The 21,256-nt window shown below is 48.0% G+C and carries 18 protein-coding genes; 1 reads left to right on the top strand and 17 read right to left on the bottom strand.

Translation table 11 applies throughout. The features are described 5' to 3' along the window. Positions 1-361: 361 nt before the first annotated feature. From MHH89_RS06535 to MHH89_RS06455, 17 genes are all read right to left on the bottom strand, one after another. The gene (locus tag MHH89_RS06535; protein ID WP_341086637.1) at positions 362-3,169 is read right to left on the bottom strand and encodes a glycoside hydrolase family 2 TIM barrel-domain containing protein; all 2,808 of its coding nucleotides are present in this window, start codon (positions 3,167-3,169) and stop codon (positions 362-364) included. 10 nt (positions 3,170-3,179) lie between these two features. After that, complete coding sequence (locus MHH89_RS06530; protein ID WP_341086635.1) at positions 3,180-4,784, bottom strand: response regulator; 1,605 nt, start codon at positions 4,782-4,784, stop codon at positions 3,180-3,182. Beyond that, on the bottom strand, positions 4,784-6,574 hold the full coding sequence (locus MHH89_RS06525) for a cache domain-containing sensor histidine kinase (RefSeq protein WP_076190337.1): 1,791 nt from the start codon (positions 6,572-6,574) through the stop codon (positions 4,784-4,786). The genes MHH89_RS06530 and MHH89_RS06525 overlap by 1 nt, the downstream gene beginning before the upstream one ends. Before the next feature lie 102 nt (positions 6,575-6,676). Then, positions 6,677-8,362: a hypothetical protein gene (locus tag MHH89_RS06520; protein WP_076276554.1), complete on the bottom strand. Its 1,686-nt coding sequence runs from the start codon at positions 8,360-8,362 to the stop codon at positions 6,677-6,679. Between the two features lie 30 nt (positions 8,363-8,392). Further along, positions 8,393-9,289: a carbohydrate ABC transporter permease gene (locus MHH89_RS06515; RefSeq protein WP_036677267.1), complete on the bottom strand. Its 897-nt coding sequence runs from the start codon at positions 9,287-9,289 to the stop codon at positions 8,393-8,395. A 6-nt stretch (positions 9,290-9,295) separates the two neighbouring features. Further along, complete coding sequence (locus MHH89_RS06510) at positions 9,296-10,189, bottom strand: ABC transporter permease (protein WP_081383282.1); 894 nt, start codon at positions 10,187-10,189, stop codon at positions 9,296-9,298. Between the two features lie 207 nt (positions 10,190-10,396). Further along, the gene (locus tag MHH89_RS06505; protein ID WP_341086634.1) at positions 10,397-11,743 is read right to left on the bottom strand and encodes an LLM class flavin-dependent oxidoreductase; all 1,347 of its coding nucleotides are present in this window, start codon (positions 11,741-11,743) and stop codon (positions 10,397-10,399) included. A gap of 75 nt (positions 11,744-11,818) precedes the next feature. After that, a complete protein-coding gene (locus MHH89_RS06500) occupies positions 11,819-12,298 on the bottom strand; it encodes a DinB family protein (protein WP_076190340.1) in 480 nt (159 codons plus the stop codon). Next, complete coding sequence (solA, locus tag MHH89_RS06495) at positions 12,298-13,470, bottom strand: N-methyl-L-tryptophan oxidase (RefSeq protein WP_076190341.1); 1,173 nt, start codon at positions 13,468-13,470, stop codon at positions 12,298-12,300. The genes MHH89_RS06500 and solA overlap by 1 nt, the downstream gene beginning before the upstream one ends. Next, the gene (locus MHH89_RS06490) at positions 13,467-14,648 is read right to left on the bottom strand and encodes an amidohydrolase (protein WP_076190342.1); all 1,182 of its coding nucleotides are present in this window, start codon (positions 14,646-14,648) and stop codon (positions 13,467-13,469) included. Before MHH89_RS06490 ends, solA begins: the two co-directional genes overlap by 4 nt. A gap of 53 nt (positions 14,649-14,701) precedes the next feature. Beyond that, entirely contained in the window at positions 14,702-15,718 is a 1,017-nt protein-coding gene (locus MHH89_RS06485; RefSeq protein WP_076125550.1) for an LLM class flavin-dependent oxidoreductase, read from the bottom strand. 11 nt (positions 15,719-15,729) lie between these two features. Further along, positions 15,730-16,482 (bottom strand): amino acid ABC transporter ATP-binding protein, encoded by a 753-nt coding sequence (locus tag MHH89_RS06480; RefSeq protein WP_076125552.1) that lies wholly within the window; start codon positions 16,480-16,482, stop codon positions 15,730-15,732. Further along, positions 16,479-17,189 (bottom strand): amino acid ABC transporter permease, encoded by a 711-nt coding sequence (locus tag MHH89_RS06475; RefSeq protein WP_076125553.1) that lies wholly within the window; start codon positions 17,187-17,189, stop codon positions 16,479-16,481. Before MHH89_RS06475 ends, MHH89_RS06480 begins: the two co-directional genes overlap by 4 nt. Next, positions 17,186-17,971: an amino acid ABC transporter permease gene (locus tag MHH89_RS06470; RefSeq protein ID WP_076280611.1), complete on the bottom strand. Its 786-nt coding sequence runs from the start codon at positions 17,969-17,971 to the stop codon at positions 17,186-17,188. Before MHH89_RS06470 ends, MHH89_RS06475 begins: the two co-directional genes overlap by 4 nt. A gap of 34 nt (positions 17,972-18,005) precedes the next feature. Continuing rightward, on the bottom strand, positions 18,006-18,863 hold the full coding sequence (locus MHH89_RS06465; protein ID WP_339186998.1) for a transporter substrate-binding domain-containing protein: 858 nt from the start codon (positions 18,861-18,863) through the stop codon (positions 18,006-18,008). 13 nt (positions 18,864-18,876) lie between these two features. Continuing rightward, complete coding sequence (locus MHH89_RS06460; protein WP_076133225.1) at positions 18,877-19,383, bottom strand: GNAT family N-acetyltransferase; 507 nt, start codon at positions 19,381-19,383, stop codon at positions 18,877-18,879. Positions 19,384-19,502: 119 nt separating this feature from the next. After that, positions 19,503-20,396, bottom strand: a complete 894-nt coding sequence (locus MHH89_RS06455; RefSeq protein ID WP_076278492.1) for a LysR family transcriptional regulator — start codon at positions 20,394-20,396, stop codon at positions 19,503-19,505. Between the two features lie 294 nt (positions 20,397-20,690). Here MHH89_RS06455 and MHH89_RS06450 point away from each other — a divergent pair, with 294 nt between their 5' ends. Beyond that, a complete protein-coding gene (locus MHH89_RS06450; RefSeq protein WP_341086632.1) occupies positions 20,691-21,230 on the top strand; it encodes a GNAT family N-acetyltransferase in 540 nt (179 codons plus the stop codon). The last annotated feature ends 26 nt before the right edge of the window (positions 21,231-21,256 follow it).

The following is a 21,256-nucleotide window of genomic DNA, read 5'->3' as shown; positions in this document are numbered from 1 at the left end:
TCCCCATAGCCACTATCTGTATGAAATACAACTCATATGGACCTCTTTTTAAGCAATAGCGTCACTGGAGTCCGAAATGTTGTTCAAAAGGCTGAAAATTAGCAAATAGTGTCATCTGGGTCCGAAACCCTCAGAGACTCAGATAACGATACACTGTTGAAGCTGGCGGCTACCAATAAACTAAAAGCAGCAAAAAACTAAGAGCAGCGAATCTCTCTTTATTATGAGAAACGCTGCTCTAGAGTTTTTTACGATGAAACCTTCTGTCTTATTCAATAAAAAAGTAGTTTTTAGTATAGCGCCATTGAACTGTGCATCTCTATGAAACTTGAAAAGCAGCTCAGTAATCGCCTGCCTCTGCCTATTGGATCAGCTCTAGAAGCTCCGCAACATTGGCCTTGTACTGTGGTTTGAAATCGTCTGATTTCATATAACCCGCAAGGCTGGATAAGAACTGTCTGCCTTCCGGCGTATCGCTAACCTTAACAGCATCCAATGCGCATATCAGCAGGTTGCCTGCTCCTACACTGCATTCCACTAGGAAACTCAGCTTATGATTGCGTTCAAAATTATCGATAGTCTGCACAACGGGATTCCAATCGCGGTCAGCTGCATCCATGATGAGCGATTTCGAATTCTCAACAATACTCCACCAAGGATAGGTAGAATATTCCTCGCTCGGGAACTCACGAAGCACCGGGTGCTTGTTATCAATCAACAGCCCCATAGTACCAATGGGTACTGGCCGGTTCATGCTCTCTGAGATCGAGCGGAACATTGGATAACACCAGAAATCTGTGCAGTAATAACCTTCAACAGCATTTTGGAGAGATTCCGGGTTCGGCATAAGCAGCACATTCTCACCTTGCTCCAGCAATGCAAGCGCATTATCAGATAGCTTGTCGAAGACATGGACACCCTCCAGCATGTTGCCACTCTTCACTGGATAAATCCACAGGTCGTAGCTCTTACGGATATCTGTTCCCTGTATGGAGAGGGATAATACGATAGTACTCATCCGTTCAACTACAGGTAGTTTTATTGCCAGATCGCAGATATCGATATAATTCGTTCCTGCAGGTACGTCCACCTCGGTTGAACCTGAGGCGAGTATACCGTTATCCTCGGTAAGCTCCCAATGCAGTTCAAATGCACTCGGCATACCACTGCGGAAACAGCTCAGTTCGACATGGGCATCGAACGATTCACCAGAGACATAGTTATACTTGGGGAATCTTGCCAACAGAACGGCATCATTACAAAAAGTTCGCCAGTCCTCAGGACTTATCATTCCTTTGGAATCCATAAAGGCGTCGAGGACACCCACCAGCGCCGTTCCCTGGCCACTGAAATCCTGCAAATCAAGCAGTTGGAAGCCCGCAAGCCGCCGGGAGCGGAATGCCGCCTCGAGTTCCTCTTTGTAGCAAGCTACTGCCAGTTGCCCCGAGCATTCGAAATATTTGGCAGCCAAATGACCCAGCCCTTTACTTTCCAGTCGTTCACGGAAAATTATGAAATTCTCAGCTTTGAGCGGACCGTTGTATTTATCGATTTCCTCATAATTAGGATAGGTAGCATACTGTCCGATCTCATGCGAGATTACCGGAATGTGCGGTATCCATTCTGCGGAAGCGTCTCCAGCCTTCACCGTCTTGGCTTCCGTACCATACTGGATCTGGATCTCTCCGCCAGCGGCAGCTTCCATCCCCTCTCCGTTGAAGAGATCCTGAGGGACGATCTGATCGTCATAGTCTTTCATCGTGCCTGGCAGATCGATCTGGACATGACCTAATGGAGCATCACACATCGCATAGGAGCCTCTGAACAGCCGATCTCTGGAGAAGCGCACGCCGCTGAAGAAATCGTCATGTTCCAGAATTTCTGGCACCCATTGGTGGTTATTGGACCCCTGTGTAAAGAGAATCCGGTTATCAAATGCTTTATAGTCCTTTAGGAAGGAATCAATCTTGGCTTTGCTGCCCCACAGCTCGTTGCCAAGCGACATCATCACGAAGGAGGGGTGATTGCCAAAAGCCTGGAGAATGGCATAGCCTTCGCTGATCAGATAGTCCTGCTCCGCCTGATTATGGCCCTCGTCGGTTTCTTCCGTGATTGTTCCCCAGAATGGAAGCTCTGGTTGCATGTAGATACCGAGCATATCCGCTGCGGTGAAAGCAGCTTCCGGCGGACAGCAGGTATGAAAACGATAATGATTGATGCCGTAAGACTTGGAGATGCCCAGGATTCTTACCCATTCCTCGACGTCAGTCGGGGCATAACCGGTAAGCGGGAAGATCAGGCCGTCATGTTTGCCGCGGAGGAAGGTTTTTTCTCCGTTGATTGTAAACTTATCGCCCTCTGCCCGGAATTCCTTCAATCCAAAAACGAGCTCCTGTCGGTCCGTTATATATCCATCGCTGTCTTTCAAAACAAGGTTTATGTTATAAAGATTGGGAGCGCCTTCACTCCAGAGCAGCGCGTCTTGACCTAGCTCATAGTTGACGGAAAAACTACCCGGTGAGACTGGGTACTCCCGCTCGTCCACAGCATGTGTATTGTCGCTGTTGAAGCTCTGAGCAGACACTGTAAGTATAGATTCATTCCTGCTGTCCAAGGTTGCCGTGATTCGGACTGAGCGGGCTGAGAGATCCGGATCGAGCCGGATGCCGCTGAGCCGTGACTCACCATAGAACTGAAGCTCCATACGTCCGGTAATCCCGTTCCAGTTGGTCTGGGTATCCTGCGACGTTAAATGTCCACCTTTGGTTGGGTAACCAGTATTGTCCACGCGGATGGTGAGCGTATGATTCCCAGGTTGAAGCTGCGGCAACTCATATATATGTGGGGTATTTAGACTGTTACGGCTGCCTATTTCCTGATTGTCCAGCCATAGAGTCGTCAGTCTCGTGCGTTCCAAAAATAGGAAGCAGACTTTGCCGGCTAGTTCTTCCGGAATGACGACCTCTTTTGAATACCAGACTTGCCCTTCAAACAAATACTCATCCGTTAATGCGCTTACTAAAACATCCTCGTTCTTCGGACCTTTGCGTGCGTAGGACGTTGTTCCGGGCAGTGTGATAACATCTGTAAAAGGCAATGCCAGCAGTCCTTGTTTTCCCTCATCCAATTGCAACTTCCATTCGCCTTCCAGGCTGATCTTTGTCTGCAAAATATCACTCCTAATAATGATAATCTCTGAACTCCTGAGGTGTAGTGCCGGTTGTTTTCTTAAAAAGGAAGGCAAAATAAGCCGCGGTCTGAAAGCCCACCTGCTCGGCAACCTCGTAAACCTTAATATTGGGGTCACGAAGCAGTTCCTTGGCTTTGTTCATACGCGCTTCCTGCACGAAGTCGGAAATCGTCCGGCCCATTTCTTTCTTGAAGAGAACACTTAAATAGCTGTGATTCAAGTGGAACTGCTCAGCAAGCTGCTTAACAGTCATGTTCTCATGCAGATGCTCCTCCAGTTGGCGGGCGACCCGCTGGATAAGGTTATGCTGCTGAGCGACCTGCTCTCTTTGATTAAGCTTAGCATATTGCGCCAAATATTCCAGTACGACCTTCCTGACTTCATCTACGCCTGTACAGTCGATCAGCCGCTGCCACATGAGGATGTTCATCTCTGTTTCCTTCTCATGTACACGCTTCAGTTTTCTGGCTAGCTCGCTAAGCAAACCCATTCCGAAAGCCTGCACATAGGAAAAGGATACAGGCTCTCGTGCAAGTAACACTTCGAAAGCATGATTGAAATAAGCGGAAGCTTTATCGCTCTCTCCTCTGTCCAGTAGCTTAACGATTTCCGGAATGTATTCTTCACGCAACCTGAAATCATGATATTCATTCATCAAGTTCCGGTCGAAATAGAGGATTTGTCCGTAGCCGGCCAGCCTGGCACCGCTCATCATATGCCTTACTTCCTTATACAGCAACGGTATTTCCGTCCAGAACAAACACTCTCTGCTGATTCCGACCGAGACGGAGGCTTTATACTGCTCTCTTAGGATATCTTGGATAAACGCAAGCTGCTTCTCAAGTCTTGCCCGCACCAATGGCGTTGCGTTCAGCACAATGACGGCCAGTTCATCCGCTCCTGTCTTCCCTATATAGGTACCGGAGAAACCAGATAGACCAGTCTTAACGCAGTTCAATAGCCCTTCGCTAAGCAGGATCCGATCCTTGGCATCATGCGGATTATCTAGGAACCTGCGGTCATATCCGAACAGGAATAATGTTGCCTGCCATTCCCCATTAGGCAGATCCAGCAGGCGCCGCCAGGATTCGAGCAGCTCTTCACTGTGGATCCAGCCTTCAACCATATCTTTGACGAAACGTTCCTGCAGCACCTCATAGCTCTCTGTAACTTTCTCCCTAAGTACAGCGGTTTCCTGTTCAATCTGTTTTTTCTTCTCAACTACTTCTCTGAACGCAGCCAGTTTCATTTCGAGTTCTTCCGTCTTGATGGGCTTCAGAACGTAAGCCTTAGCTCCCAGATGTATAGCCTCCTGCACAAATTCAAACTCGTCATATCCACTGATCATCACAGTCTGTAAAGACTGGAGTGTCGGATAATCCGCTCTGCATCTGGCGAGCAGTTCGATCCCTGTCATACCGGGCATCGAGACGTCAGCGATCAGCACATCCACAGGAGTTTCTCCTAGAATCGTTAGTGCTTCTTCACCAGATAATGCAGTTAACGGTTCCTCATACCCCAGAGCTTTCCAGCCAATATGACGAAGAAGCCCTTGAATCTGCATAGGCTCGTCGTCGACAATTAATGCCCGCATTAAGCTCCATCCCCCTTTTTTATCTCAGGACTTTCCTTGCAAACAGGGATATCAATGGTTACACAAGTCCATTCGTCTTCTACACTTTTAATCTCAAAGCGGCCCTCTGTGCCAAAATACAATGCAAGACGTTCACGGATATTGTTCATCCCGAATCCGTTTTGCGTACCCGTGTAGCTGCCGGCACGGATCTGTTCCAGCTTCTCACTGCCAATCCCTTTTCCATTATCAAAAATCTGAAACTGCACCGTATTCTCCACTCGTTTGATCGTAATTTGTATAAAAGCATGAGTTCTAGTTGTGATGCCCCCGTGCAGATAACAGTTCTCGACCGTTGGCTGTAGGATCAGCTTAATGCTGTACAGGTCAAGAACGTCCGGCTCTACCAGCCACTCTACGGATACCTGACCGGGATAACGCAGCTGCTGAATTTCGATATACGCTTTCAGATGCTCAATTTCGTCACGGATCAGCGTCACATTAACCCGGTTATTGAGTGCCAGCCGATAGAATGTCGTCAGCGCATCTATGGTTCGGATTTGCAATTCGTCCTGCTGATCTAATGCCCGCCAACGGATCAGGCTTAACGAATTATAAATAAAATGAGGGTTAATCTGTGCCTGCAACGCCCTGAATGATTGCTCCCGCTCTTTGAGCATGGCCTCTGTATGTTCTTCGACCAGTTTTCTCAAACGGCCAGACATGGAATTGAACAATACCTCAAGCTCCCCCAGCTCATCGTTGTCACGGTTTCTCACTGTAACTTCGAAATAGCCCTGTGAGATATCTGTCATCCTGGTGCCCAGCTTGCGGATCCGCCAAATCACATTTTTAAGTACAATCATGATTAGAAAGATGGACAGCAGCAGGAAAAATGCAATACCTGCTCCGATATAGTACATAATCCGCGTAGACTGCTCCTCCAGTCGGTCAAGATGCACAAGTGCGGCAACCGTCCAGCCAGACTTAATCTCCTGAGTGATCAGCATCATCCCGCTTTTTGTTGCTGAGGTTTCCAACGAGTTGTTCCAGTACTGACCTAAGGAGGATGAGGATAACCGGCTGCCAATTTCAGAGGGCTCCGAGGATGCAATAATGCGTTCGTTGTCGTCAACGATATACAATTCTCCGGCCCCTTCAAAAGGATGTTCGAACGATTCCATGAAGACACCGTTATAGTTCAGTAACAGGTACACAATCCCGTAAACATCTCCATACGCGTTCAGAATTTTATGGGATACCACTAGCTTAGTCCTGTCGTCAGCTGCATTAGTCCATACCAGATTGTCTGTTGTGCGAAGCATTTTCGTATACCAATCCCGCTCTCGAATTCCCGAAAGGCTCCGTTCTTCCGGCTTCCACAGAAGCCCTCCATCTTGCACTAGTGTATCGTTGGTATGATAGATTCGGAAATTCTCAATCCCTGGCAAGTATTTGCTGGTGAGCAGAAAGGATCGGTCCACATAATTGACCGTACCCAATTGTTCATCGATATCCGCATAGTCCCTGGCTAATCTAGAGATCAGCTCACCATCCGTAGCCGTCCGGGTAGCCAGCAGATCATAGCTTTGCTTCCTGAATTCAATACTCTGCGCACTTTGCCGAACGGCTTCCCTGATCGTAAGCATATAATTGGCCCGCACCGTATGAAGCATCATGTACCCTGCACCTGCAGCCAGCAGTACGGTGGGGAGAAATACAATGAGTCCGTAGAATAATACAATTTTACTCCTCAGGTTCATGGAACGGGTCATACGGATGATCCATTTCTCTATTTGTTGTTTAATCATAGATTCCCCCCATGAAGTGCAAAGGGAGCCCCCTCCAAGTGAGAGGTGCTCCATTAATTTTTTATCGTTTACGATCCGCGACTGAAAGAGCATCACGGTTGTCTATTGCAAGGCTGTTACTTCCTCCTTGTACGTATCCAGCCACTCCTGCTTGACTTCACTCCAGTGCCCACGCTTCTCTAGTGCTGCTTGGAAATCGCTCCAATTCTTTTCGAATTGCCCCTCGTCTTTGGCCATTAAAAGCTTGGCTCGATATTCCTTGCGGATATTTTCGATCTCCGGTGAATATTTCTCCCATGCGCCGCCCTGTTTCATCTGGAATAGATCATAAGGCTCTGCCACGCGGATCGTTCCCATTTTGCCGATAGCCTCAGTGAACTTAATGGTCTTAGCAGCTCCGGCTTTTCCTGCATCCTCTGTGTTCCACCATGGGTACCATTCATTGCTGTAAGAGGCAGTCATGTAAAGCTCAGGGGTGACTTTAGCTTTTTGTGCGGTGTCTCCGGAATTGCGGCTCGTCTTGTAGGTTTCGTCTGTGAATTTCCATTTGCCCAACGGTTGATCAATCCAATCCCAGTATAATCCCGCCGGTCCTTCATTAATGACCTGCTGCTGCTCGGGTTTTGGTTGCAAGGTATAATCGAAGAATTTCAGAATAGCTTCCAGATTTTTAGTTTTTTCACTAACATAGACATCATAGCCTGGATTCGGATTGGTAACCTGATTAATTCCGACTTTCTCTACACCATCCACTTTAGGAAAAGGGATCGCTTCGTAAAACCACCCTGGCTCTGTTGGACCGTCCAATGTCTCCCAGGCTGAGGCAGGAATGTTCCAGAAGCTGCCGACATTGAAGGCAATACGACCTGATTTGTTCTTTTCTGTATACTGTTCTTTTTTGCTGGTGACGACCTCTGGATCGATCAACTTCTCCTGGTACATCTTGTTCATCCATTGATACGCTGCTTTATAATTGGGATCGTCGTAAGCGAATACAAAATCATCGCCGCGTTTGTCAACGCCATTACCTGCTGTAGTCACCCCGAATGCGGTCAAAATCGCGTTTTCATCGCTCCAGCCCAGATTATCACTAGTGTCCATTAGGAATGATAGAGGAATAAGCGATTTGCCGGAAGCATCCTTCTCTTCTGCAGCTTTCCGAAGGAAGGTCTCAACTCCTTCTAACGTTGCTAAGTCCTCTTTGGTCATACCTGTTTTCTCCAGCACATCACTTCTGACAATCCAGGCTTGAGATGCCCAGCCTGGCCACGGATCTTCCGGGTTTTGGTCAAACCAGGTAGGAATGGACCAGATATGACCCTCATTATCCTTCATAAGTTCCAGATACTGCTTTGGAATAGACGCCAGTCCTGGATATTTGTCAGGCATGTCGAAATACTGCTCTAGCGGCATAAGCTGTTTCGACCGGTTCATCGCGCTTTTGACCGTTTCGTTTCGGCTGAAGATAGCTGCATCTTCAAAGCCGCCTGTGTTTATCTTCAAATTAAGTGCAGTCATTGCGTCGCCTTGAGTGGTTTCCAGCTTCACATTTACTCCAGGCTCCTGTTCACGCCAATATTTCTGGACCAAACTATCATTATTGATGGTTGCCGTCCATCCAAGCCAGAGATTAAAGGAAGTCGAGCCACTGGCGGGCAGGTTACTTGACGTTTCATTGTCGCTTCCAGGCTTGTTCGCAGTATTCTCACCTGATCCGGAGCATCCGGCAATAGACATCAGTAAGGTTGCTGCAGCCAAAGCGGCTAGACCCGTTTTTTTGAATATCATTGATTTTTCCCCCTGTTCTATTATTGAAAATCAGCCTTTTACTGACCCTACAAGAACTCCTTTCACAAAATATTTCTGCAGGAACGGATACACGCACAGGATGGGGATTGCACTCACCATAACGACTGCCATCTTAATCGACATCAGTGTAATATTCTGCATTTGTGAGCTTCTCGCCAAAGCTTCCTGGTTGGTATTCGAGCCAAGGACAGCGGATAAATCCTGAGCAGCGAGCAATTGCTGCAGGAAGGTCTGCACCGGAATCAGGTTCTGCTTCGTGACGAAGAAAGCACCGGCGAACCAGTCATTCCAGTGTCCCACTGCGGTAAACAATCCAAGTGCGGCAAGCATAGGTTGAGAGAGTGGAATAATAATCTGAATCAGAGTACGAACAGGACCGGCTCCATCTAGTTCAGCGGATTCTACCAGAGCTTCAGGGATTCCCTGTATAAACTTCAGCATGACAAACATGTTCCAGACCGAGAACAGCCCGGGAAAAATATACACCCAGAACGTGTTGATAAGCCCAAGATTATTAAGCTGAATATAGAAAGGAACCAGTCCTCCACTGAATAGCATGGTTAAAAGAATATAGCCTAGAATCGTGCTTCTTAATGGAAGGCCGCGGTAGGACAAGCCAAAGGCCACCAGAAGTGTGACGATAAGTCCTGCGAATGTGCCAATGACTGTCCTAGCGATTGTAATTAGATAAGACTGGCGGATAATCTCATTTCCTAATACAATCTCATAATTAATTAATGTGAAATTTTTGGGCCATAGATACACGCCACCTTTGGCCGCACTTGCACCGTCATTCAGTGAGATGGCCAGCATGTATAGGAATGGATATAGTACAGACAAGCACAGACCTGCCAGTACTATGACGATGACGTATTGAGCTATTTTTTCACCTCTGCTGAGCTTCATATGCCATCACCATAATCCTTCACCATTTATTTTTCTAGATAACTGATTAGTCGAAACAACCAATATCAAGCTGATCACTGAGGATAACAACCCCACTGCGGTCGCCATTCCAAAATATCCCTGCTGCAATCCGTTGCGGATGATATACGTATCCAGTACATCCGCGACCCCTTGATTAGCAGAATTCATCAGCGGATAAATCTGATCCATCCCTACTGAAATCAGGCTTGGGATACTCAGAATTAGCACAATCGATATTGTCGGTAGAATACCCGGGAAGGTGATATGCCGAATCTGGGCTAGCTTTCCTGCACCCTCTACTTTGGCGGATTCATACAATTGCGGATCAATCGTTGTGATCGCAGCCAAATAGAGAATCGTGTTCCATCCGGTCTCTTTCCACAAGCCGCTTAATATAACCATGGGCCGGAACCACTCCGTGGAACCTAGAAAAAATACAGGATCACCGCCTGCTTTCTCGATGAACTGATTGACCAGCCCACCATCCAAAGTCAGAAAAGACTGCAGGATGTAAGCGACTACAATCCATGAGAAAAAATGAGGCAAATAGCTGACCGATTGCACGAATCGCTTAAATACAGGCCGGGTTACCTCGTTAATCACCAGTGCCAGTAGAATCGGTGCCGGGAATCCGAAGATGAACTTAAGCACAGATATATATAACGTATTTTTGACGACAGTTAAAAACTGGGGATCTTGCAGGAAAGAAAAGTTGTCTAATCCCACCCATGTGCTGTTCCAGATCGAGGTGCCAATCTGAAAGTCGCGGAAGGCGACCTGAATCCCTGCCATCGGAATATAGCTGAACAAAAATAGCAACAGCACTCCCGGAAGAATCATTAAATATTGCCATCGGTACTTGTAGAACTTAGCGTACAATTTACATCCCTCCTTGATATTTCTATCATAAGGTGCAGCGGGAACCCTGCCTATATAACAGTGATTGGTTATCTATTGCTCTGATTGGTTCTTTAAAGCGCTTACGTTGTTAGACAAGCTCCGCTCGCACGCAAATAAACGCAGCCTTAAACGGCTGCGTTACATTTTTTATGACGAAAGCTAATTATTCGATTCAAATTATTATTGTTAATGTACGGCTTTTTGCCCTACCGGTTGTGAAGCCTTGGAATAGCGGTTCTCTGGCAATGGAATACCGAGATTTCCACGCAGGGTGCTACTTTTGTATTCAGTGCGGAACAGGCCCCGCTCTTGCAGAATCGGCACTACCCGATCGACGAATTCCTCCAGTCCATTAGGAACAGCAGCTGCGATCATAAATCCGTCTGCTCCTCCACCCTCAAACCAGGTTTGAATCTGATCAGCCACTTGCTCAGGTGTGCCAATAAAGCTGCTGCGCGGGGTAGCGGATTGTAAGGCGACCTGTCTTAGTGTTAAGCCTCTCTCCATCGCGTCCTTTTTGATTTTATCCGTGCCGCTCTGAAAACTATTACGCCCCAACTCGCCAAGCTCAGGGAACGGTTCATCCAGCGGATATTGCGAGAAATCATGATGCTCGAAGAATCTGCCCAAATAGTTCAGTGCATTCTCAATCGTCACGAGACCAGCAACCTCCTGATATTTACGCTCTGCTTCCTCTGATGTGTCGCCAATGATTGGTGCAATACCAGGAAAGATCAGCACCTCATTCGGATCCCGGCCAAATGAAGCTACCCGTGTCTTAACATCGCTATAGAATGCCTGGGCATCTTCTAGCGTTTCGTGGCCAGTGAAGATAGCATCCGCTTCCTTTGAGGCGTAATTTTTACCAACTTCTGAGGAACCTGCCTGAAACACGACTGGCTGCCCCTGCTTCGAACGAGCAATATTGAGCGGTCCTTTCACGGAGAAGAACTCTCCTTGATGGTCCAGGGTATGCATTTTTTGCGGATCAAAGAATACACCTGTTTCTTTATCTCGAACAAACGCATCATCCTCCCAGGAATCCCATAATCCGCGTGTCACCTGCAAATATTCGGTAGCAATACGGTAACGCTTGCCATGGTCAGGATGCTCTGTTTTGCTGTAATTCGAGGCAGAGCCTTCCAGCGGTGAAGTCACCACATTCCAGCCGGCCCGGCCACCGCTGATTACATCCAGTGAGCCGAATTGACGCGCGACGGTAAACGGTTCACTGTAGGAGGTGGAAAGGGTACCAACCAGACCGATGTTGGTGCTGACGGCGGCGAGTGCGCTAAGAATGGTCAGCGGTTCAAACCGGTTAAGGAAATGCGGAATGGACTTTTCATTAATGTACAAACCGTCTGCGATGAAGATCAGATCCAGCTTGCCTTCTTCTGCCTTCTGTACCCACGCTTTGTATAATTCAAAGTTTACACTTGCATCCGGCTTAGCATCAGGATGGCGCCACATCGACGTACTGCCTCCTACTCCATGCAGCAGTGCGCCTAGCTTCAGTTGTTTTGGTTTGGTCATGTTCATTCCTCCTAAAAGTTTTGTGAGCATACGATTCCCAGGTTTTACTTCATGCAAAACTAACTATGAAAGTATTCATTGCACGAACGATGCATTGGCTGCGCCCTGCTTGATTCGCTCAATCTGGCCAAGATGTCTCTCTACATGTGCGGTGAAGCTATGGACGATATCGGAAATTTTAACGTTTTCCCCCTTGAAGTTAACCCCGCTTTTCTCCCAATCCTCTGCGCTGAGTCGTTCAAACAATAGACTGTTATAATAAAGCAGGCTGCGGAACAACTCCAGACTATCGGAAGCACTACCACTATTGGCGTACTGGCCGCTGACCCAAGTGTCCTGATTGAAGACTGGCAGCTGCGCAGTTGTAGCAGCGAGAATATCACGGATACGGAACGAAACCACAATGCTGTGATCAGCTAGATGGGCTAACACCTCAGTAATACTCCAACTCGTTGGTGCTGCCTTCCATTTCAGCTGTTCCTCTGATAACCCTGCGGTTGCATGCACCAGTTGGTTGTGCGTACTTAAAAAATTGCTAATTTGAACTTTGCTCATTAAATCCCCTCCAAAATTAGGCCTGCTTGCGAATGATCAGGTGTAAAACGTGATAACGCAAAAGGTTGAATGTTGTGGTTGGTAGCTCCACTTGTCGCCAAATCAGCAAGTATTTCACCTACAACACTAGAAAATTTAAAACCATGCCCTGAGAACCCTCCGGCTACCAGCACATTGGAGTGGAGCGGATGGCGGTCAATAATGAAATCTTCATCAGGTGTATGCTCATATTTGCATACAGATCCTTTAAGTAATCGGCCAGCTGCACCCGGCATGTAAGTCTCCAGTACTCTTCGGAGGTCTTGCTCATCGCTGGTTTCACTGCCAAAGGGAGCAAGTAGTGTGCCTGGTTTCCATTCCAGCCCCGTATCGTGCCGGCCGATCTTCAGACCGGCTCCAGCAATGCTGGGAAAGCCATAATAGCCACCTTCCTCAGCTCCTAGCGTGAAGCCAGGGAAGTTACCGGCTGCAAAAGCAGGTGAGCTCTCAAACCAGCCCACAACTTTGCGGATCGCCTTGATTGGCAAATGCACAAAAGGCGCTAACGCACCAAACCAGGCTCCGGCACTAAGGATAGCTGACGCTCCGTGATAATCGCCGTTTGTTGTATGAACTGTTACACTGCTTTCGCGGGCGGTGATGTTTACTACCGAAGTGTTCGTCAACAGTTCCGCACCCTGTCCAAGGGCAAGCTGGCGGTAGGCGGAGATACAGCGCTCGCTGTACAAATACCCGGCATCTGGTTCATACATTGCTGCGAATGTTTCCGGAATGTTCAATCCCGGCCAGCGCCGCCGGATCTCTCCGGCATCCAGATGCTGGACCTGCACCTTCCGTTTCTTTGCTTCCGCGAGACGACCGCTGAAGGAATACACTGCACTATCTGCGAGATTCAAAACGCCCGAGCGGACAAGCAGTTCTATTCCGCTCAACTGCTCGGCTTCTTGCCATAAATGATCTGCCCGCAGAGCCAAATTAATGTAGGCGGGATCACCACTGTAAGCATGCCGGATCAGCCGCGTTTCCCCGTGATGGCTTCCCTGTGTATGTGGAGGATCAAAGGCATCAATTAGCAGCGTCTTCACTCCGCGCTTCGCAAGATAGTAACCGGCACTCATGCCCATCGAGCCTGCGCCGACGATAATTACATCGTAACTGTTATGTTCAGCTATAATTCTGCACCTCCTTCGGGACTGTACTGCACTAGGGATCGTACAGCTACATCCGCAAGGAAACGTGCTGCCACAGGGAGTGCACGTTCATCCAGATTGAAGGCCGGATGATGCCATTCCTGGCTTCCTTCAGTACCTACAAAAACGAACAGTCCGGGTACCACGCGCTGATAGAAGGCGAAATCCTCTCCAGCCAGAGAAAGCTCTGGCTGAATCGCTCGGTAGCCAAGAGCTTCGACCGATTCAACTCCAAGCGCTGCTAGGGAGGGATCGTTGATAACCGGAGGTGGCCCTTCTATCCAGCGAACGGTAGCTTCTGCTCCAAGAGCCGCTGCTACACCGACCGCCACTTCTTGAAACCGCTCCAGCACTTTGCTGCGCACCGTTTCATCAAAGGTGCGGATCGTCCCTTCAAGCACCGCTTTTTCGGGGATAATGTTCCATGAATTGCCGCTGTGAATCTGCGTCACACTGACCACCGCACTCTGCAGCGGACTGACATTGCGACTTACAATGGACTGGAATGCCGTCACAATATGCGAAGCCGCTACAATCGGGTCTATGCCAGCTTCCGGAACGGCAGCATGAGAACTACCACCCTGCACTTCAATCACAAACCCGTCAGCTGCTGCCATTAAAGGACCACCCTTAATACCGATGGTTCCGACTGGCAGGTCTGGCTTGTTATGCAGCCCGATCACTGCCCGGACGTCTTCTAGTGCCCCGCTAGCAATGATTCGCTGTGCACCCTGCGCCTTCTCCTCCGCTGGTTGGAATAACAGGCGCACCGTTCCCTGTAATTGCTGCTCTCGCTGTTTCAATTGATAGGCGGCACCAATCAAGGCAGCCGTATGGAAATCATGCCCGCAGGCATGCATTTTGCCGGGATATAATGAAGCGAAGGATACTCCGCTTTCCTCCTGGATTGGCAAGGCATCAATATCTGCGCGCAGTCCGATGACCGAACCGGGCTTTTTGCCGCCAATCTCTGCGATCACGCCGGTAGACAGACCGTATTCTACGATCCTGACTCCTGCCCGCTCCAGCAAGGAAATAATATATTCTGTTGTGCCATATTCTTCATTGGACAGTTCCGGGTGCCGGTGCAGATGACGGCGTATCCCGATTAATTCTTCTTCAAGCGCTTCCGCACTCAACTCTTTAGCTTTACTTGTCATATACAGTCACCCTCCTTTACACGATTTCCTGTGTGATACCGAGCCCGCCCGCTTTATGCCTCTGCAGCCACTTCAGCGATTGCTTCGCTCAGTAGCTCAAAGGATCGGAGCCGTTTGTCAAAGGGCTGTACATTCGTCGTTATGATGAACTCCTCGACACCGGACGCCTCTGAAAGTTCCAACAACTGTTCACGGACAGATGATTTTGTTCCCTTGGTAATCTCCGGTTCCAGCTCTTCAATCGTGTAGGCTTCATTGCTCTGGCGGGCAAATTCCTCCGCCTGTTCCAAGGTCCCTACTGTCAGCTTCTTCCCGCTCGCCAGTTGAATCCGGATCAGCTTATGCGCACCTGCCAGTTCTTTCGCTCCCTCCTCAGTCTCAGCCACCACTAACGCTAAAGCGATAATCGCTTGCGGTTGTCTGCCCTGTGAAGAAGCGAAACCGCTGCGGTAAGCACGAATGGCATCCAGCGCTACCGCCTTATCGCTGTTAATAAACAGGGAGAATACGTACGGTAACCCCAGTTCAGCGGCAATTTCCGCGCTGCTTACACTCGCGCCAAGGACATACAACTCAGGAGGAATACCAGGAAGGGGACCTGCCTTCAACCCTGCCAGCGGATGGTTTTCTTCGAGGCGGTTATGTACATATTTTTCCAGCTCGATGATTTTATCCGTCAGGTCTGGGGTTTCAGCTTTTCCCTGCTGTAGTGCCTGTGTGCTACGTGGGAGTCCACCGGGAGCACGTCCCACACCGAGATCCACTCGTCCAGGAGCCAGTGTGGACAGCACATTGAAGTTCTCCGCTACCTTATATGGGCTGTAATGCTGGAGCATGATGCCACCGGAGCCAATGCGGATTCGCTCTGTTTTAGCCAGAAGATGTGAGATAAGTACTTCCGGGGAAGAGCCGGCTACCTGCTCGGAGTCATGATGCTCCGAAACCCAGAACCGGTGGAATCCAAGCTCTTCGGACAATTGTGCCAGCTTGATCGTATGCTGGAATGCTTCCTCCGGCGTTTCTCCCGGATAGATCGGACTTTGATCAAGTACGCTGATTGTAATAGCCATTATTTTTCCTCCTATATGGAATAGTTAAATTCAGGTGTGATCCGCTTCAGGAACTGCTTCGTTCTTTCTTCGCGCGGATGGTTAAACAGCTCTGCCGGAGTTCCTTCTTCAACAATGACGCCTCCGTCCATAAAAACCACATGATTCGCCACATCGCGAGCAAAGCCCATTTCATGAGTCACCACAATCATTGTGATGCCTTCCTTGGCAATTTTACGGATGACGGCCAGCACCTCACCCACTAACTCTGGGTCCAACGCCGATGTGGGTTCGTCGAACAATATAACCTCCGGCTCGAGCGCCAAGGCACGGGCAATGCCAACCCGCTGCTGCTGGCCTCCGGACAGCTGACTTGGATAGGCGTCCAGCTTGCTGCCAAGACCAACCTTTTCAAGCAGGGCAATACTCCGATTTTTCGCTTCGTCCTTCGGAAGCTTTTTGACAATCAGCAGTCCCTCCATCACGTTTTCCAGCGCGGTTTTATGGCGGAATAAATTGTACTGCTGGAACACCATTGCCGTTTTTTGCCGGAGCAGATGAATCTCCTTTTTGCGGGGATGTTTGCAGTTCACTTTGAAATCGCCGATGGCGATCTCTCCGCTGCTTGGCTTCTCCAGATAATTTACACAGCGTAAAAGTGTCGTTTTTCCTGAGCCGCTGGGACCGAGAATGACGACAACTTCACCCTTCGTCACCGTTAAATCTATATTATTGAGCACCTGATTCCGACCAAATGACTTCGAAATTTGCGCAAGCTTGATCATGCTACTCCACCTCGATTGTACAGATTAATTCTTTTTTCAATCAGCGACGTCACGCGTTCGATTAGGAACGTAAGTCCCCAGAAAATCAGTGCTGCCGCCAGATAAGCCTCAAAAAACTTCCAGTTCGTTGAAGCTACAATTTGCGCCTTAGCATTGATATCCACCACCGAAACGGTAAAAGCAAGGGTAGATCCATGCAGCATACCAATTACCGAATTTGACAGATTAGGCAGACTCGCCGCCAGCGCCTGAGGAAAAACAATCCGCCGCAGTGCCTGGGGCGTGGTCATTCCGATAGAATGGGCCGCTTCCAGCTGACCGCGATCCACAGCAAGCAGACCGGAACGGACAACCTCGGACATATAGGCTCCCGCTGTAATCGAGAACGAAATATAGGCAAAACCGATCATCGGAATGGCTACCGACCTGAAGCTCCAGCCGAACTGCACTGCCAGACCATCGATTAACACGGGAAGTCCAAAATAGATAAGCAAAAGATGCGTCAGCATGGGTGTCCCGCGGATGAACGTAACATAACCGACAGCCAGCGGATACAGCAGCGGAATTCTGTATATCCGGATCAACGCTACAGCCACACCAATCACAAATCCAATGAGTACTGAGACAGCAGTAATAGATAAGGTCACAGGAATTGCACTTAAAATTTGCACCAGAGCAGTCCAGATAAAAGATGGGTCCAGCTTCATAATCCGCTACCTCCTTTACCCGGTCCAAGTTCAGCAATGATGCGGCGGTAGGACCAGCTTTTGTTGATTTTGAACGTTTGTTTCTCCGGTGTATTCCGTTTCTCATGCCGCAGCAGCCGGCGTTCTGCTATAAGCAGCAGTTTCTCGATTGTAAAGCTAATGACCAGATAGATTAGCGCAAGCGCGATATACGTTTCAATAAAGTGCTGAGTTAAGCTGCCTAGCGTCTGTGCTTTACCTGACATTTCCATCACCCCAAGAGTAAAGGCCAATGACGTATCTTTCAGTAGAGCAATCACCAGATTGGAGAATACCGGAACTGCGATTCCGAGCGCCTGCGGCAGCACGATTCGCGTAAAGGCTTGAAACCCCGTCATCCCTGTAGCATAAGCAGCCTCTACCTGCCCCTTATCCACCGCCATTACAGAAGCCCGGATCATTTCGGACATGTATGCCCCCGTATGCAGCCCGTAAGTTAGAATCACAAAAACAAGCACCGGAGTCCGGGTCATATCGACATGAACCAGCTTCATAATTTCGGGCAGACCATAATAAAACAAGAAGAGCTGGATAAGAATCGGAGTTCCCCGAAAAAAAGAAATATAGATTTCGGAGATGGTTTTTAACACAGGCACTTTATAAAGTCTTGGCAGAGCTACGAGAAAGCCGACAAGAATTCCTGTCAGTAGAGAACAGGCGACAATCAGAAGCGTGGTGCTTAAAGTCCCTAGTAACTTAGGCAAAAACGAAAATACAAAGCTGATATCAAACTGTGCGCCCATATATCCCCCCCCCTTCCCGTGCTCACCGGCTCAATCATTTCACCGAATCCGCTGTAACATCCGCACCCAACCATTCCGTACTAAGCTTGCCTAGTGTGCCGTCTGTCTTCAGCTCTTTAATCGCACTGTCAATCGCATCTGACAGCTTTTGTGAATCGGCATCATCCTTACGGAAAACATAGAGAATGTCCGCGGAGGATAGCTCGTCGCCCGTAGCTTTTAGCTGACTCTGCGGATCAATGATCGGCAGGACAAAATCTGCAGCCAGCGTAGCGTCCACACGCCCAGTACTAATCTGTGCGACGGTATCATTCGCTGCACCATTCTGATACACGATATCAATCGTATTGTCATTCTCTTTATTGTAGTTCTCGAGTATTTGTGCTTGTGCACTCGTTGCACCTACAAGCACCTTTTTCCCTTTGAGATCATCAAGCGATTGGATTGAATTATTATCCTTTGCCACTACAATGCGGTTTCTCCAGTGGGCATAGGCTTCTTTGTTAAAAGAGTATTTCAGCTCCCGTTCCGGATTTTTCTCCATGACATGGGCGACCAAATCGATTTTTTTGGTTTCCAGGCTCAGCAGCAGATTGCTGAAATCCATGGTTTGAAATTCGAATTCATATTCTGGCAGCTGCTTATCGATTTCTTTGAGCAGTTCCACATCAAATCCGGTGAGTTTACCATTCTCATCTATGAAGCAGACTTTCGGAAAAGCAGTACCCGTGCCCACAATGATCTTAGTTACCTTTGCCGAATCCTTTGCCGGTGCCGCAGCTTCTGCTGCATTTCCATTCTGATTGCTGCTAGCGCTGTTACTGTTGTTTCCGCAGCCAGCAATCGCCAGTGTCAATACCGATGCAAATACTAGTGAAATGGACTTTTTCATTGTTTTATCCCCTTTAAATGAACTGTGGTTTGTCTGTAAGTGTTTTTTTCATCAGATACATAATGCCGTCACCGTTCTGCTGATCCAGTTCTAAAAAACGTTCGTACCCCCGGCGTTCATACATTTGAACCAACCACGGATGTTTCTTCGCCGTTGCCAGCGTGACTGCAGCCGAACCTAACTGACCAGCAATAATGTTCTCTTCCACCCAATCCAAAAGTTTTCCACCATAACCTCTGTTACTATAATCTGGATGGGCAGCAAACCATTTGATAAAAGGCAATGGGCTAATCTTCTTAATCTCTTCTTCCTTTGAAAGGGTTATGGTCGCAACTATCGTTCCGTCAACTTCAAGCACATAACACTCATTCGTAGCTATATTGTCTTCAATAAGCGCCAAGTCGGCTGTGGCCGCCGGCCAATGCAGCCCGAGTTCACGAATCAGCTGATAGGCACGATATGTAACATCTAGCAATTGCTCCGCATCCTTCAGTTCTGCCAGCCTGTATACCTCACTCATCATATGCCCTCCAGCCTTTCGAAAATTAACTTTATAATCCCTATCGAAATAGTCGTGATTATATGCAATTAACTTTATCACTGCATGTGTCCATGCGCTAATAGAGTTTTTTAATACATCTATACAATTAGTCGATCTCCCACTTTTCCAATCCCGAGTTCAAGCAGGGTTTCGATGAATTCTGCGTTCTCTCCATTTAGCGAAATCAGGCTGGTTCGCAAGGAGATACCTTCCGTCTCCGCAATATCCACCCGGATCAGTGACCCAACCGCCACTTCCTCCTGCACACTGAGGGCGGGAAGGAAACAGATGCCTGCTTTTTTCAATACCAGCTTTTTGGCTGTCTCCAGGTTATCTACCTGATATTCAATCTTCGGTGGTTGTTCCATACTCTCAAATACACGATGCAGCCGCATCCAATCCAAAGATCCGCATTCAAAAAAAACCAACGTTTCCTGGCGGATATCCTCCAGTGAAGCCCGCTGTGCTTTAGCAAAGCGGTGTCCCTCATGTACATACAGTGAGATGGGGTCCTCGCAGAAAGGAAAGGTTTGAATTGCCGGATTTACGACCTTACGAATAAAAGCCAAATCAAGCTCCTTCGATTTTAACTTTTCAGTCAATACTTCCGTAGAAGCTGTCATCAGCTTGATTGTGATATGAGGATATCTGCGCTTTAAATGAAGCATCAGATGGGGCATTAAATAATTGGAAACCGAGACCGTACTGCCGATTCTCAGTTCATTTGGAATGTGCCCCTTAGCCTGAACCTGATATTTTCCGTTCTGATAAATCTGGAGAATCTGCTGGGCATAGGGTAGAAACTGTTTACCTTTATCCGTCAGGTTAATCTGCTTCCCCAACCGATCAAACACTTTGCAATCCAGTTCCCTTTCTAGCGATTGGATCCGGGCCGTTACTGTCGGCTGTGAGATATATAGGACTTCGGCCGCTTTATTGAAGCTTCCATAATGATTGATGTAGACAAAGGCCTCAATATTTTCAATGTTCATCCCTAATCCCCCTATGCTTTTATTAATTTTACTATTCCGATGAAAAAACAATGAATTATAGTGATGCTTTCCTATAGATTTTGTTTATATCTTAGTCATCGCCCTATTTTTTGTCAACAATTAATTCCGTGTAAATCAATCGGATTTTGAATCAAACGTTATGTTTATTTCATATAGAACTTTTCTATTCCTATATCAGAATTATAAAACCCCTCTTATTCCACTGGGAATTATCATATATAATAATTTCATTCGAATGAACATTACATTTGTCTGAAAGGGGATAGCGAAAACATGTCACAAAAGATCATTATCCGTGAAGCTGAGAATAAAGATTGTAATGCTATCGCCGAAGTGCTGTTAGATGCATACCATCAATATTCGGAGATCATGCCTGAGCCGTTGTGGCTGGAGTATCGAAAATCGCTTCTTGATTCCGTTCATGGTGATACTCCGCTCGTACGGATCATCGCTGAAATCGACAAGAAAATCGTTGGTAGCGCACTCTTGTTCAGCTCCTCGGAAACGGCTTACGGGAAACCGGAGCTAGGGATTCACTCCCCTATCCTACGTCTGCTAGCCGTATCTCCATCCGCTCGTGGTCTTGGCGTTGCAACCCTTCTGATTCGCGATGCTGCACGGAGAACACTACAGTTGGGTGCCACCACCTTGAACCTGCACACCTCGGAAATGATGTCTTCAGCCATCAAACTGTACCAGCGCTTAGGCTTTAATCGTGCGTATGAGACCGATCTTATGAACGGTGACACTCTAGTACAAGGCTTCCGGCTAGACCTGCTTTCCTCCGTCCGTTCTACAGCGGGACAAATATAGAATTCGAGAATTCTTAAATATTTGTC

The organism is Paenibacillus sp. FSL H7-0323 (assembly GCF_038002725.1).
In the GTDB taxonomy this organism is placed as follows: domain Bacteria; phylum Bacillota; class Bacilli; order Paenibacillales; family Paenibacillaceae; genus Paenibacillus_AQ; species Paenibacillus_AQ odorifer.
This window is presented reverse-complemented; position numbering and strand designations above follow the sequence as displayed.